13 protein-coding genes and 1 pseudogene are annotated in these 14,471 nt (G+C 35.2%); 6 read left to right on the top strand and 8 right to left on the bottom strand.

Going from position 1 to position 14,471, the window contains the following annotated elements:
• From DMP16_RS03935 to DMP16_RS03920, 4 genes and pseudogenes are all read left to right on the top strand, one after another.
• Nucleotides 1–824 (top strand): annotated as a pseudogene (locus DMP16_RS03935) (oxidoreductase); the annotation flags it as partial.
• An 8-nt stretch (nt 825–832) separates the two neighbouring features.
• Entirely contained in the window at nt 833–1,666 is an 834-nt protein-coding gene (locus DMP16_RS03930; RefSeq protein WP_069284689.1) for a 4Fe-4S dicluster domain-containing protein, read from the top strand.
• A 17-nt stretch (nt 1,667–1,683) separates the two neighbouring features.
• A complete protein-coding gene (locus tag DMP16_RS03925) occupies nt 1,684–2,340 on the top strand; it encodes a molecular chaperone TorD family protein (RefSeq protein ID WP_069283563.1) in 657 nt (218 codons plus the stop codon).
• A gap of 387 nt (nt 2,341–2,727) precedes the next feature.
• Nucleotides 2,728–4,449 (top strand): protein kinase, encoded by a 1,722-nt coding sequence (locus DMP16_RS03920; RefSeq protein ID WP_069283562.1) that lies wholly within the window; start codon nt 2,728–2,730, stop codon nt 4,447–4,449.
• Nucleotides 4,450–4,455: 6 nt separating this feature from the next.
• On the opposite strand, the gene DMP16_RS03915 is transcribed toward DMP16_RS03920, so the two are convergent.
• Nucleotides 4,456–4,848 (bottom strand): HEPN domain-containing protein, encoded by a 393-nt coding sequence (locus DMP16_RS03915; protein WP_143576908.1) that lies wholly within the window; start codon nt 4,846–4,848, stop codon nt 4,456–4,458.
• A 629-nt stretch (nt 4,849–5,477) separates the two neighbouring features.
• On the opposite strand from DMP16_RS03915, the gene DMP16_RS03910 reads away from it, so the two are divergent.
• Nucleotides 5,478–7,316, top strand: coding sequence for a DUF4352 domain-containing protein (locus tag DMP16_RS03910; protein WP_143576907.1), 1,839 nt, complete (start codon nt 5,478–5,480; stop codon nt 7,314–7,316).
• A 698-nt stretch (nt 7,317–8,014) separates the two neighbouring features.
• The gene (locus tag DMP16_RS03905; RefSeq protein ID WP_069283556.1) at nt 8,015–9,553 is read left to right on the top strand and encodes an amino acid permease; all 1,539 of its coding nucleotides are present in this window, start codon (nt 8,015–8,017) and stop codon (nt 9,551–9,553) included.
• Here the strand turns inward: DMP16_RS03905 and DMP16_RS03900 are convergent.
• From DMP16_RS03900 to cbiD, 7 genes are all read right to left on the bottom strand, one after another.
• Nucleotides 9,550–9,954 carry a thioesterase family protein gene (locus DMP16_RS03900; protein WP_069284688.1) on the bottom strand — a complete coding sequence of 135 codons (405 nt, stop codon included), beginning with the start codon at nt 9,952–9,954 and terminating at the stop codon, nt 9,550–9,552. The two genes, DMP16_RS03905 and DMP16_RS03900, sit on opposite strands and share 4 nt — an antisense overlap.
• Before the next feature lie 11 nt (nt 9,955–9,965).
• Nucleotides 9,966–10,631 (bottom strand): cobalt-precorrin-7 (C(5))-methyltransferase, encoded by a 666-nt coding sequence (locus DMP16_RS03895; protein WP_069283554.1) that lies wholly within the window; start codon nt 10,629–10,631, stop codon nt 9,966–9,968.
• A gap of 1 nt (nt 10,632) precedes the next feature.
• Nucleotides 10,633–11,622: a cobalt-precorrin 5A hydrolase gene (gene cbiG, locus DMP16_RS03890; RefSeq protein ID WP_069283552.1), complete on the bottom strand. Its 990-nt coding sequence runs from the start codon at nt 11,620–11,622 to the stop codon at nt 10,633–10,635.
• On the bottom strand, nt 11,619–12,407 hold the full coding sequence (cobM, locus tag DMP16_RS03885; protein WP_069283550.1) for a precorrin-4 C(11)-methyltransferase: 789 nt from the start codon (nt 12,405–12,407) through the stop codon (nt 11,619–11,621). Before cobM ends, cbiG begins: the two co-directional genes overlap by 4 nt.
• On the bottom strand, nt 12,404–13,075 hold the full coding sequence (locus DMP16_RS03880) for a cobalt-factor II C(20)-methyltransferase (RefSeq protein ID WP_069283548.1): 672 nt from the start codon (nt 13,073–13,075) through the stop codon (nt 12,404–12,406). The genes cobM and DMP16_RS03880 overlap by 4 nt, the downstream gene beginning before the upstream one ends.
• Nucleotides 13,072–13,674: a precorrin-6Y C5,15-methyltransferase (decarboxylating) subunit CbiT gene (gene cbiT, locus DMP16_RS03875; protein ID WP_069283546.1), complete on the bottom strand. Its 603-nt coding sequence runs from the start codon at nt 13,672–13,674 to the stop codon at nt 13,072–13,074. Before cbiT ends, DMP16_RS03880 begins: the two co-directional genes overlap by 4 nt.
• Nucleotides 13,671–14,471: cobalt-precorrin-5B (C(1))-methyltransferase CbiD (gene cbiD / locus DMP16_RS03870; RefSeq protein WP_143576906.1), on the bottom strand; the 801-nt coding region annotated here is incomplete at its 5' end. The genes cbiD and cbiT, both read right to left, overlap by 4 nt.

Here is a 14,471-nt window from a genome sequence, read left to right as displayed (position 1 = left end):
CACAAGATGGAATAAACTTATCAGAATATCCATTAACCTTCTTCGTTAGGAGACATGATAGAACTTATCACAGCTGGTCCTTTAACGTACCTTGGCTTACCGCAATAATGCCTTATACGCCAGTGATGTTAAGTAAGGCTGATCCTTACGTCAAGTCAATGGGGATTAATAATGGGGATTTCGTCATATTTGAGGCAGTAAATGAACCTTGGAGTGGAGGATTAAGAACTCAATTAACGGGAATAGCATTTCTAGACGAGGCTACTAGACCTGGATCAGCATGGGTTGTAGTATCCGCTCAAGCTCTACCAGGGTTTAGAAGTCAGACTCCTGATTCACCGCAAGTAAAATACAGTATCCTTAATAACTGGGCTAATATATCATACATGCCTCCATCTAGAGGTGGGCAATTAAGCCCAGAGACAGATAATGCATTTCCTATAATGAATTTAGATCCCATAACTGGGCAGACTGCATGGCATGATTCTAGAATTAAAATTGTTGGAAAAGCCACGGTAAATAAGGTATCTGTAACAGCTAATAGATTCATTTACATGGGGCAGAATTTCAGTAGTCAAGACATTCTTAGTGTAATTTCGTCTCAGTTAAGCGGAGGGCAGATAAGTGTGAGTAATGCTCCTGCTATACCAGCATTTGCACAACCCGTAAATGTTCCACACTTAAGATTTAACGCTAATACGATTCAAAACACTTCAATATGGAGCTTTGTAGCTCCTAGCTCATTAGCTCAGAACGGTTATGTAATCGGTAATTATAAGGTAAGATATGGTTTTGCATCTGAGTCTACTTCGTCAGCGGGGTGATAATAGTTATGTCCTCCTCCAATCAAATAACCTTAAATATATATCAAAATGGAGTAGAGTATCAATTACCCTTTAAGCCAAACACTAATTACGCTATCATTACTGATTTGAATAAATGTTTTGGATGCGGAGGTTGTCAGATGTCGTGCAAGGAATGGAATACTTCTGGTATGTTCGGTCCATTGCCCGATATAAATCCCTATGGAGATCTAGACGTAATGTTCTGGCTTAGAGTATTATATATAGAGGTAGGAAACTGGCCTCAGACTAAGGTTTATAATATTCCGATAAATTGCTTCCACTGCTTAAATGCCCCATGTGTACCAGTTTGCCCAGTAGGAGCCACATTTAAGAGGATTGAAGATGGAATAGTTCTAGTAGATTATACTAAGTGTATAGGATGCAAGTACTGTATATATGGTTGTCCTTACGGAAATAGGCTGTTCGATCCTATAGAAGGTGTAGTAAAGAAGTGTACTCACTGTTTTGATAGGATTTACGATCCTAATTTGCCTCCAGAAGAAAGAATACCCGCATGTATCCATGGATGTATGGTTCAAGCTAGAATTTGGGCTAATATATTAGATCCTACAGATCCAGGAACAATATTGTTTGTTGATAAAGGTGGTTTCGTATTGGGTCCAGAAACGGGTGCTAATCCAGCTAGCGGATATTTACCTTGGAGAAGTGAGTATGCAGCTGACGAGGATGTCGAATTGTTATCTCAGGCTGAATATTATAATGTTTGGACTGGTAATGGTGTAGTTCAGTTAGGAGCTCAAGGAGATAATTCGACGTATACTGAAGGGAATGGTCAAGGAACTAACTCTAGTCAAGAATAAAAGGTAGGTTATTTTTTATGTTTGAACAGACCATTTTAAGGTTCCATATTTACGATTTATTTTCTGAAATTTTTTTGTACAAGATTGATGATAGACAATATCAGCAAATGATTGATAAGATCAATAAGGCAGAGGAAAAGTTAGGAGATTTAGTAAAGGAAATTGCAAAGGTCGATTTATCAGAAATCAGACAAAAGTTTTTCGAAAAGAAGAAGAGTGACTACTTAGTAGAGTACTCAACACTTTTCTTAACTGGTTTGGGTTATAAACCATTGACTCCGGTAGAAAGTAAAAGATTTTTCGTAATTAGCGGTGAAAAGATAGCTCTATTTAAGTATCAAGATATAACTAGATTTTATGGTTCTAGGAGATTATTAATAAAATTTGGAGATAACTTCGTTCATGAACCAGACCATATATCAACAATTTTAGCATTTATGTCGTACTTAGTTAAGGAGGAATATGAGATCAGAAAAGAAAATAGAGACTTATTCAAAATACTAAGCGATGAGTATAATTTCATGACAACCCATATAATCAGCTGGATACCGGACTGGGCTAATGACGTAATAAATGATAATAGAGCTGATATATTTAAGGTAGTTTGTAAAAATCTAAATAATTGGATAGAATATGACTATAGGGAGATATCAAGGAATATTCCAAGGATATAGTACACATGGTTAATTAATCAGCCTATAAGATTGATTATATTATTAATTTAATCTACAGTATTAAAAATCTTAACGTTCAAATTAAGTTTTAGCAATGTGCTTAAATTCGATGGTATCCATCCATATGTTTTCAATTTTAAAAAATAGTTAAGTCTATTTGTAGAGCTTTTTCCGATATTAGATAGGTTAAGGATAGAATTCTTAAGCCAGCTTTAAATTCAGAGTTGTTAAACTTAAATTATTTTCATTAGGCATTCTATTAATACGAAATTATAATTTATGACGTAGTAACGGTGATACTCAAAATAGGCCAGTTTTCTATTGGTCTAATTTAAAGGTCTCATGTTGGAGAAATATAAAAGTGATTAAACGATAAAATCAAATAGGATGGCTAACAAGACGATAGCAAAAATAGGAATAATTATATCAATTGTAATTCCCTTGGTAGGTTACTTAATTTACGGCATAGCACTTGGAAGTCTTATATCAATAGCTTATTCTTTCTTGGCTGGACTTTTCTTCTCTTTTGCACTTTATTCTCCTCTTTTCTTTAACTCGATATTTGCGTATTTATTCTCAATTATTTCCCTTCTTCTTGGTTCCGTCTTTCTTTATAAGGCTTATAGGGATAGTAGGAAAAAATATTCAATAATCCCCTTTTCACTGTCTCTTGTACTATTAATTCTTTATATATATAATGAGTTTATTGTAAAGCCAGAAGTAATAAGCAATGAAATATTAGTGTCACTCATAATCTTGTCTTATGAAATAAGCAATGCCTTACAGCTTTTGGCATGGCAGGGGGTTAGAGTAAACGTTTCTAATTATAACCAGCCGAGGAGAAGGGATAACAAATTCAATAACAGAAGTGTAATTTTTAGAGCTTACGGCTTACCCAGAGGTGTTAGATGGGTTGTTACAATTAATAACGTTAACAAGTACTATACCGATTCCCAAATATTGAAGGTTAATTTAGATAAAAGGAGTAGTAGTTTTAACACGTTTCGAGTAGACACTTTGCAAATAGGTAATGATAAATACATACCTAATCCCAGTGATGGTATAATACGTGAACCAGTAATTGATATATACTTCACAAAGCTTACTCATTTACCATCTGTTAGCAACTGGGACCCAAAAATTTGGATAGGCAGAAACATAGGGGAGTATAAGGTAGAGGAAATAATTGGGATAGGAGGAAGCTCTTACGTACTAAAGGTTAGAAAGGGTGACAAATTCCTAGCCATGAAAATACCTAAGATAGAAGGGAGTAAAAGTGGGCAGACTAGGATTAACGCTGGTAATATAGTTTTAGAATTAGGAAAGGAATTCATCAGTCTTCAAGAGATTTCATTAAAGAGCAATAATATAGTTCAGCTTTATGGGATTAGTGAGATTAGTATAGATAATATAATGAGGATTGAAAAAGGAGATTCTTATCTATATTTGACTAAACCTCCCTTTATAGTAATGGAACTAATGGAAGGAGGAAGCTCTTATGAGCTTATGAGTAGTGTAACTTATCGCTCTAGTGAATGGTATAAGGTAGTTGCGGTAATTATGAGAGAAGTAGCTATGGCTTTAGATATAATTCATTCAGCGGGGTATGTTCACTTAGACGTTAAACCTCAGAACATATATTTCGATAAGCCAGTTGGTAGGGATGAGAGGGAAATTTTTCACAATCTATACACGGGAAGGGTAGCTGTGAAACTTGGCGATCTAGGGTCAGCTAGAAGAATAGGAGAGAAATTTGATCAATTCACAGAATTTTATTGTCCATATGAACAAATAGTTAGCGCTATCCTAAAGACTGATGGTGCAAAACCCTCAATGGATATTTTTGCACTAGGTTCCTCCATGTATAAGTTACTAACTGGATCTTATGTTTTCCCCGACAATTATTACAGTTTAATTGAAAAAGCGATAGATGACTATACAAGAGGAGGAAGGAATTACATTATCTACTTAAGCCAAGCTAAAAACTATATAGTATTACCAAAAATAGTAAATGTTCCAATATGGTTTTCTAATTTACTTTATAGAACATTAAATCAAAATATAACAGCAAGGCAAATATACGAGGTAATTAATAATAATCTAAGATAATTTTTACTAAGTTATTCCTTTTTTCACCTTATTAATAATTTCAAATATCCTTTCTGCGAATAGCATCAACTCTTCTGCCTCTTTTTTATTACTCTCTAAGGGGATAGAATAGCCTAACCTAATTCTAATTTCATTTAAAGTTTTTATAAGGTTCTTTTCAGTTACTCTTATCCTATCTAACTCATCAATGCTTAGTAATCTGCTCGTAGCTCTTAGCAATGCATCAAAGTCGAAATACCACGTTAGTTCGTTCCACCTCTCTATTATGCATGCATTAAGAAATAGATATAGAGCTTCTTCGGTAGCATAAATTGAAATATCATAATAGCCATTATCGTAATTAAATTTAGCTGCCTTCAAAAAATTATATGCCCTCTCATATAGCTGGCTTACATTCATTAGTAATATTCAAGTCTTTGTTATACATAAAAATATTCTTCATATTGCAAAGTGAGGAAAACCTTTCCCTTCAAGGCGGGGTTGTGAAAAGTATACAAAACTCTTTCCTCCATATCCATAATCTATGAGCAAAGGGGTCAGAGACAAGGGTGGGGTCAAAATCAGAGGCACAATTTCGATGAAGATTTCCCTCACCTCCCCTCTGCTCAGCCTTGTTCCAAACTATGAAAAAGGGTAGTTTTCGTCCTTGAATGGTTGAGAGAAAATAAGCCAAAAAAGTTGTTAAAAGACACGCATAAAGGTACCAATAGTAGCCTTAATTTCAATTTCTTTTATTGTGATCTAATCAGACGACAAATACGTAAGTTGACTACGAGGAAAATAAGTTGATCAAACGACCTACCCAAAGAGAAGCATATGAAAACACTATAGGTGGAACTAAAGAGTGATGTAGATGTCTCATATTATATGTATGTTAGGGCAATCCAAGGTGAACTTGTTGTGATAAGTGGAGGATCTGAAAATTCCTCTATTTTTCCCATACCTCTTTTAAAAACGTACTATTTTAAACATAATAAAATTTTTAAATTTCATGGTCTATTAATAAAAAAGACATAGAGGTGAAGAAGATGAGCAAGACACCCATTATTATAATAGATTTGGTGTTATTAGTAATACTTTCTCTCTTCTTCCTATTGTCACCCCTATTACATAAACATGTTACAGAATCAACTTCAACCACTACGTCTACTTCAACAGCCCCTATTTCCTCAGTCACAACTACTACGGCCCCTCCTCCAACCACTACCACCTCAGTTCCTCCTCCAACTACTACTTCAACAATTCCTCCTCCCCAAGTTAAGCTATTACAACTCAACGTCAACAACGTCATAGTAGATCATGAAGACGCTTTAATGTATGCCAACCAACTCATGAGTAACTCAACATACAACTACACCTTTGTAAATGAACTAAAACAAGGCGAATTCGTCATCGTTAACATTTCAATAGTCGACATATCAAACCAAAACGTAACACTATATTATTCAAACTTCAGCATAATTACCAGTAATGGTACTTATGGCAGTGTAGTTGTCCCAACTACTGCCTTCTACGACCTAAACGAGACTGGTGTCTCCCTAACTCCTTTATTCCAATCTACATCTAGTAGTGTTAAGCTCATACCATCTTATGGCGTGAGTGGGAAGCAAGTGATATTCGTAGTCCCCAAGGGCTCAACTATAGAGGGTATAAAGGTCGTAGAGAGAGGTATATCAGTGGGGAGTACTGCAATAAGCAGTTCTACTTTACACTACTTGTCAGTTATAAAGCTGAACTTCATAAGTAACGATTCAAGTGTCTGTATTTCATATAACTCCTCTAACCCAATATATACCATCAGCAACGTATTAAATATCAAAGGAGATATAGTGAACGAACATATCACAGCCACTGTAGCCCTCACAGCTGTAAATATCTCACCCAGCTTCAACTTCACGGTCACTAAGGGGCTAATAGGGAAAGAGCTACCTCTGGTAAGTATTAATTCTGAATTCCTCTCATATTATTATGTGCCTTCTTCAACACCCATCAGCCTTACTATATACTTGCCACCAGAGAACTATGAGGGGGACATTAACATTTCGTTCTATTTCACGTATATACCATCGTGGAGCATAAAGGTTGACGCTTTCATTAACGATACCGCAGAGGCTATGTTTGTCCAAGAGTTTGGCGACTCGTACTTTGTCTATAACATCTCGGTCAGTTTTGTGAATCCCGTCAGCAGTGAGGCTGGAATAGAGGCTCAAGACTTCGTTTTAGTCACCAGTGCCGGCACCTTTAATACCACATATGTTGGTAACACACATTTAGCCACAGTTACAAACGATCTCTACAGCAGCTCCGTACTTAATGGCTCAAAACTCTCCTACCAGTTAGTCTTCTTTGTGCCTGTTAAGGCTAAACCTTACTACCTAGTCTTCAGAAGCCAAAACGGGATAGTTATGGACAAGATTCCTGTACAAGGCATAAAGCCTATATACTTCAGCCTTATAGGTACCATATGTAAAGTTACCAACACTACGTATGTATATATTACAACTCCACCATACCTTTTTATATATCTTTACTCAGGAGAGACGTTTAACATAACAGGTTATACTAACCTCTACGCGGGGGTATATAACTACTCGATAGTAGGTATCAGCGTCACTCCGCCCTTCAAACTGGTAGGGACATATCCTAAGCTGATAGGGGTTTTATTTAATGAGGACGTGCAATTTAATGTGGAAATTATGGCACCTAATGTGTCTTATTATGGAAATCTGACCTTGAAGTTCTACGTCGTGTATAACATCCCACCATATCAATCCTCATCTAATCCCGCCGCGGTAACAAACATTCCAACAATTTGCTTGCCAGCTATTATCCCTCTAGCTGTTAGAGAAAAAAAGAAAGCTGAGTAAATAGCCTAATAGGTTGAATTAACCTAAAACTTTTTAATCTTTTTCTAATCCTTTGCACCATAAGGAAGTAAATCCTCTTTTTATGTTTTTTGGGGAACTCATACGACTGCGGAAAAGCCTCTAGGCTATTGTGAGAAATGCTTAACTATATCTCCTCATCTACTGAGTAAACTTAACACTCTAATAAAAGGGTTAGGGGCGTAGGGGTATCTGAGTCAACTTTATCGTCAGATCAAAAAGGAGAAATAAATGGTTTATGTCTTTTATGAAGATAATTGTCACTGAACTCCTTTTGTCCCTAAAGTGAAAGGCTTTCCCTACTTTGTAATTTAAGTCACACAAACACCTTTAGTAGTAAATGAATGAAAGAATAGCAAACTTCTCCCTTTAGGGCGAGGAGAAAAACAGTATAATACGTTAGGCTAGAGTATATCTATCTAGTTTCGCTAATATTCTTTGTTTTCTAATGATTTGTGGTGAAGATAGGTATTATCTTTACTCATAACAGCATTATGTAAGATATCTATAATTTATTTGAAATTATATAATTTAAAATAAATACTATATTACACTAATACTATACATAAGAGGTTCTTATGAATTCTTGTTTACTTTGCTAAGTAAATATATCACTACGTTAGCAGTTTAAATTTTCTTGCTTAAGGTAATTTTATAAAGCGTAACTAGTTAAGTTTGACATGGAAAAGAAAACTATATTTGTTAGGGAAACTTCTGGTCTAATTAAGCAAGTATCCTTGATCGATGCTGTAATGTTGAACATAGCAAACATGTCCATAGGTATAGCCTTGTTTCAGTCGATCTCTCCATATATTACAAAGGGCGGTGTGTTATGGATAGCTTCTCTGATTGGACTAGTCTTAGCTCTTCCACAAGCCTTAGTCTATACTTTTTTTAATAGGAAAATCGGGAGGACTGGCGGGGATTATATATGGATTTCGAGAAATCTGGGAGGTTCATTAGGAACTATTTTCGCAATAGCTTATTTGATAGAATCAACAGCCTTTTATGCTTTAATTTCATTCTTTTCGGCATCAGCTATCAATTCAGCTCTTCTTACAATAGGCTATTTAAATCATCAAAGTTCTTTAATATACGTAGCTCAAAATATCATTGTTAATCCCTACATTAATCCAACCTTTAATCAAAGGTTAATATTTTACGGAATATCATCGATAGCCTTTATAGCAATAATTTTGATCAATATTTTAAGATCGAAGTGGGGATTTAAGCTTGTTACTGGGTTAGGAATATTCTCTATGCTAACCGTAATTTTAGGTATGATAATAATAGCAATTAATTCATCACATTTTGGTTCTTCCATAACTCCATTATTAAATGATTTCAACGTTAGTGTACAATCAAACTTACCTAAGACAATACTCCCCACTTCAGTATCTTTAGGAGCTACTCTTTTCTTATTACCACTGTTTGCCTTGTATACGTATCCGTGGATGAATGCAGGACCTGCAGTATCCTCAGAATTTAAGGGAGGCAAAGTTTCAAAATACAATGTACTTATATCCTTACTATTAACGGGAACGTTTGTTACGCTGGGATTTTTTGAAATGGATGCTGTTGCAGGATACTACTATAATTTAAATGCCTACCCATCTGCTATATACAATTTCTGGACTGCGGCTATAGCATTATCTAACAATTATGTAATAGAGTGGATATTAGGATTAGGATTAATCTTATGGAATTACTTTGTATTAGCTTATGGTGTAGTAGTATTTTCTAGATACGTTTTTGCCTTATCTTTTGATAGAGTATTACCAGAAATATTTTCAAAACTCAATAAATATGGCTCACCAGTTTATGCTCACACTCTTGATTTAGTATTAACTTTGGTATTACTTCTAGTACCAGTTTTCTCGCTGAACGCTGCATTAGCATTATATGGTGCGTCAATAGTCGGTATGTTATATTTCTTGGCAGTTGGAATAGCTGCAATAGTATATGGTTTGAAAAATAATAATTCCATGATGATTACTGCTGGATTTCTGATGGCTGGATATTTCGTTTACTTAACCTATGAAGCTGGAACTAATCCATTATTTGGCTTTACTACCTCAAGTGGAATTAATTATATTACATTAGCTTTTGTACTAATATCGTTTATAGCTGGAGTAGTAATATGGTACGTTTCAAAAACTATTAATGCAAGAAAAGGTATTGACATTTCAATAGTGTTTAAAGAAATTCCACCGGATTAAGTTACCATTATTTTGCTCAAGATATCTTTTGGAACCTCTGTAGATTTCCAAATTTTTGGATTTATTGCTATTTGGGTTAAGTAACCTTCAGTTGTAAGCTCTCCATTTCTGTATATTTTTAATTCAAATTTAATGATTTTATTGGATATGATCTTAGGGCTTAAAAGTATTGTTAAGTTGTCACCTAACTTTACCGGCTTATGATATATTGCTTGTGACTCGATTATAACAAACCACAACTCATCATTCACAATGGGATAGGGGATACCCACCTTATCGTGCATGAACTTCTCTATCGTGTTGGTAAAAAATCTATAATACGCAGCGTAGTGGGCAATTCCTTGGGCATCTGTATCATATATTCTTACGACCTCTTGAAAGACGTATTCAACGCTCTGCATACTAAAATTATTCATTTAGAAAATATAGCCATTATTGTTAAGTCGCTGAAGTTATGAGAGTCATTTATTAGTGAAATTAAGTTATCATAGTATCTTAAGCTCTCATTTTCATATGTTAACTTCTCAAATACAGCAACTCTACAATTTAATCCATTCTGGTATAGATATTTAGCTACTCTCTGCGGACCATCATTGTAAGGTTCTGGTATTACAATTGCTACTCTACCCATTTCTAATATTTGTAAAATATTCCTTAAGTAATCAGATATATCACCTCTCACATGAAGGGTGACAAATCCGATAAAGTTCATATCTAATCCTAACTTTGCTAAAAGTACATTTAGGGAAGAAACTCCAGATATTATTGTTACCTTTACGTTCTTATCTGCACAAATGTTTCTAATCTTCTCTACGAATTGCCAATCAGAAACAGAAGGATCTCCATGATTTAATATTGCTATGTTTTCTCCTTTAGCTTTTTCAACTACCTGATTTAATTGTTCTAATTCATTCTTATAATCCAATATTACAATTTCCTTACCTTCCAAGATGGGTGAAAATCTATCTATTACACCTTTCCATCCAACTACTATCTTGCTATCTTTTATAGCTTTGTAACCTTTTAATGTTAAATACTCTGGATCCCCTGGACCAACACCGATAATGTAAACGACCATTTTAGTCAGACCTCCCTTCGTAACTTGCCACGGCAATTGTTACATTTTTCCCAATTGCTACTTTTCGTAATATTAATTTAGATTTCTCTCCTCCAGCTATTAAAGCTGAGATTTCAGCAACTCCCTTAAGTCCCAGCTCTACAAGAGTTTTACTAGGTGGAGTTAGACAAGGGTTAGTAAAACTGTTTATTTCTTTCTCACTTACCAGCCTAAACTTAACATTTAGTTCTTCAGCAATCTTGCTTATCCCTTCCCTTATCGACGCAATTACTCCTATTCTGTCTTTGCCTACGTTAAGTCTCTCTAATATTTTGTCTATTCCGTTTTTAATTTCGTCTAAATTGACCTCTTTTTTAGACCCAATACCTATAGCTAGTTTCAAGGGTTTTAATTTTACAACTACCTTATCGTCATAAGTCTTTTCTCGTAATGATATTATGTATTTGCATGAAGAGTCATTTATTACTATATTTTTAGGTAAATCTAAATTTACGTTTTCGTCAATACAAACTATCTCGTCTCTTAATAAGGCTGAATTTACTTTAACTATCGCTTCAGGGTTCTCTATCTTAGCAATAAGCATCTCAGCAATTTTTTCGACGCTTATTTTTCCCTTAAGTTCAGATGCAGTAGTAATTATTGGATTAGCATTTAAAATATTGGAAAGATCTTTCGTAATATCGTTTGCCCCCCAATGTCCGCCTAATAATGGTATAATATAATTAATCTTATCATCGATGCATATTACTGCAGGATCCTCAGTCTTATTCCTAGCGTACTTACAAGAAATTCTTACTGCTCCCTCCAGTGCCATTACGAAAATTACTGCGTCGAAGCATTCCCAAATATTTTCTAAATTAACGTCCTTATATCTATAATGTACTACTGGTACCTCAACCCCCTTTAGCTTTTCTTTTATTATCTCTCCAGCCTTATATCCATCTTCGGAGGCTGAGATTATCGCAATTCCTTTCCATAATCTCTCTATCAATCCTCTTCAACCTTCCATGGTCTATAAGAGTGATTATGCTTGGGATCATATACACTAGATCTTACCATATTCTTTATCGTCTCTGGAGATGCTGCCAATCCAACAATTATCACTGAATCCCTATATATTTTAGCTTCTCTTACTTTGGCTACTATGTCAGCTAAGGTACCTTTGATTATCTTTTGTTCTGGCCAAGTCGCCCTGTACACCACAATCACTGGAGTATCATCAGTTAGACCTCCCTCTTTTAACTCATTAACTACTCTATCAATTACGTGTATTCCAGTATAGATAACCATAGTCGCACCTATCTTAACCATTTTTGCAAAGTCCCTTATTGAACCTTGCATTGGCACTCTTAAGGAAGCTCTAGTAATGATAACAGTTTGTGCTAGTTTAGGGACTGTTAGCTCTATTGGAATTACTGAAGCTGCAGCCAGAGCTGCAGTTATCCCTGGAACTACTTCATATTTTATACCAGCAGCTTCTAAAGCCCATATTTCTTCAAATAAAGCTCCGTAGATTGAAGAATCTCCAGACTTTATCCTCACCACTAATTTTCCTTGACTTGCATTCTTCACCATTAATTCAACAATATCATTTAAGGTAAGAGGTGCACTATTATGAATTTCAGCGTCCTTTCGAGCCCATTTTAGAATTTCTGGATTAACAAGTGATCCAGCGTAGATTATCACATCAGCAATTTCAATATATTTTTTTGCTTTTACTGTAATTAACTCTGGATCTCCCGGACCGGCTCCAATGAAAACTACCTTTCCATTCATCTAGTTTCACCTTTTCTCCTAATTGCGATAATCATAGAAAAATAATCTTTATCTTCTACATTCATACTCAAGGGTACAATTCTCTCTTCCTTCATGAAACATCTCTTAGCGTAAAGCAAATCATAATCATCACCTAGTATTTCTATTAATTCCTTGAGGTTTTCATTAGCTTTAAGAATTATAATAGTCTCAAATTCCTTAGATTTTTTAATTAAATCAAGTCTTGATGCCGGGATGATTGCTATAGAATCTTCTGCATTTGCTAATGACAACTTAGCCCTTGAAGCACAAGCGGTTATTGAGCTAACACCAGGAATGATTTCTACATCAGGGTTACAAGGCATTTTAACCCTGAAAAACGTACTATATAAAGTTGGGTCTCCTAATGTAACAAAGGCGGATTCTCCTTCACCCATTTCTTCACATATCCTCTTCCCTATTTCCCGTAATACTTCATCGTTTACGTTCTTGGACATTGGAAATCCTAACAAAACGATTTTTGTATCTCGACTAACGTAATTTTTAACAATTGTCTCAGCTAAACTTCTATTCGTACCCGTGGAATATGGTATGAATACTGTTTTTACATCAGATAGCGCTTTCATGGCTTTGACTGTAATTAGTTCATTGTCACCTGGACCTAAGCCTATAACGTAAAGTTTTTTCATCTCTTTTCACCAGCAATAATAAATATGGGGTTCCTTGATATCATTGCCGTGCCTACCTTAGTTCTCATACCCTTGGCAATTATTACCTCAGTTATTTCTATATCATTAAACCCAATACTTTCCATAGCCGAAATTGCTTTGTTTACGGTCTCTATTAAAATAGCATCTAGTACTACTCTACCATTTTCATTTAATATTAACCATGATGCCTTTAATATTTCGTCTATCTTTTCAGACCCTCCTCCGATGAATATCTTATCGAACTTCTCGTTTAGGGTAAGTAGCACCTCGGGTGCTTTGCCTAAAATCAACTGTATATTATTATCTTGTAAATTGAATCTTTCAATGTTTCTTTTGGTTAACTTAATTGCCTTCTCTTCCTTATCGATACCATAAACCTTACCTTCTCTTCCAACTAGCAAGGAAGCTTCAATAGTTACGCTACCAGTACCGCATCCTATATCTAAAAATCTGTCACCCCTTTTTACTCTGAGTTTCGATAGTGCTAAAGCCCTTATCTCTTCCTTAGTCATTGGTATTTCTTCTTCCCTTTCAAAATAGTCGTCTGGTATCCCAGGTACGTTAAATTCCCATTTCATTCACAACCAACCCTACATAACTCTTCTTCATCATAATCAAAGATAATTACACAAAAAGATACCTTATCATTTATTTTTCTAATCCTAGATAAGATTCTCTCTGCAACGATCTTCATTACCACTCTTCTCTGTTCTTTAGTCATGTAACTAAACGCCTCCTCTACTGAGGAAGAATTGGCGATTTTGATTAAAGTTTCATGATCAACTACGTTGGAAAGTAACGAGGCGTGAGTCAAAGATTCTATTCTAGCATCTCCAAACGAGTTATGAGTGTTAAAGATGCCCGCGTAAACTTTGAGAAGCTTTGCTGGTAATCCAGCTAATATGATTCTCTGAAATAGACTAGAAGCTATCCTTATTGAATCGCCTATCCTATCACCTACTTTTACAACCGTATTTTTATCGAAAATCTTAGATGCTAGCTTAGCTGCAGTATTACCTGGTGCTAGTACTACGTGCTTGTGTGAAGTTTTTATTGAATTTAGCTCACAACTAATATGCTCGATGTAATCCTCATCACTTACCGGGGTTTCTATTCCAGTAGTTCCTAGAATAGAAATGCCTTCAACTACACCTACCACCTCGTTCATGGTTTTCGGTGCTATCTCCTTTCCATTAGGAACTTGAATTATTACCTTAACTCCTCTGTCAGTAACTTCTCTAATAGCGTTTTTAATCATCTCTTTCACTATTGGATTTATCGCTCTCTCTCCTATTCCTATTTTTAACCCTGGCCTAGTTACTATGCCTACTCCTTCTCCTCCTTCTATCTCAATTTCGTTCCCATTAAACTTTAC

The organism is Sulfolobus sp. B1 (assembly GCF_007050195.1).
Taxonomy (GTDB): domain Archaea; phylum Thermoproteota; class Thermoprotei_A; order Sulfolobales; family Sulfolobaceae; genus Saccharolobus.
The sequence above is the reverse complement of the archived record's forward strand: the minus strand, read 5'-3'. Positions and strand labels throughout refer to the sequence as shown.

What these genes read in the sequence shown, in the direction of transcription:
- DMP16_RS03930 (WP_069284689.1), top strand. Translation starts at nt 833, where the DNA reads ATGTCCTCCTCCAATCAAATAACCTTAAATATATATCAAAATGGAGTA.
- DMP16_RS03925 (WP_069283563.1), top strand. Translation starts at nt 1,684, where the DNA reads ATGTTTGAACAGACCATTTTAAGGTTCCATATTTACGATTTATTTTCT.
- DMP16_RS03920 (WP_069283562.1), top strand. Translation starts at nt 2,728, where the DNA reads ATGGCTAACAAGACGATAGCAAAAATAGGAATAATTATATCAATTGTA.
- DMP16_RS03915 (WP_143576908.1), bottom strand. Translation starts at nt 4,848, where the DNA reads ATGAATGTAAGCCAGCTATATGAGAGGGCATATAATTTTTTGAAGGCA.
- DMP16_RS03910 (WP_143576907.1), top strand. Translation starts at nt 5,478, where the DNA reads ATGAGCAAGACACCCATTATTATAATAGATTTGGTGTTATTAGTAATA.
- DMP16_RS03905 (WP_069283556.1), top strand. Translation starts at nt 8,015, where the DNA reads ATGGAAAAGAAAACTATATTTGTTAGGGAAACTTCTGGTCTAATTAAG.
- DMP16_RS03900 (WP_069284688.1), bottom strand. Translation starts at nt 9,954, where the DNA reads ATGCAGAGCGTTGAATACGTCTTTCAAGAGGTCGTAAGAATATATGAT.
- DMP16_RS03895 (WP_069283554.1), bottom strand. Translation starts at nt 10,631, where the DNA reads ATGGTCGTTTACATTATCGGTGTTGGTCCAGGGGATCCAGAGTATTTA.
- cobM (WP_069283550.1), bottom strand. Translation starts at nt 12,407, where the DNA reads ATGAATGGAAAGGTAGTTTTCATTGGAGCCGGTCCGGGAGATCCAGAG.
- DMP16_RS03880 (WP_069283548.1), bottom strand. Translation starts at nt 13,075, where the DNA reads ATGAAAAAACTTTACGTTATAGGCTTAGGTCCAGGTGACAATGAACTA.
- cbiT (WP_069283546.1), bottom strand. Translation starts at nt 13,674, where the DNA reads ATGAAATGGGAATTTAACGTACCTGGGATACCAGACGACTATTTTGAA.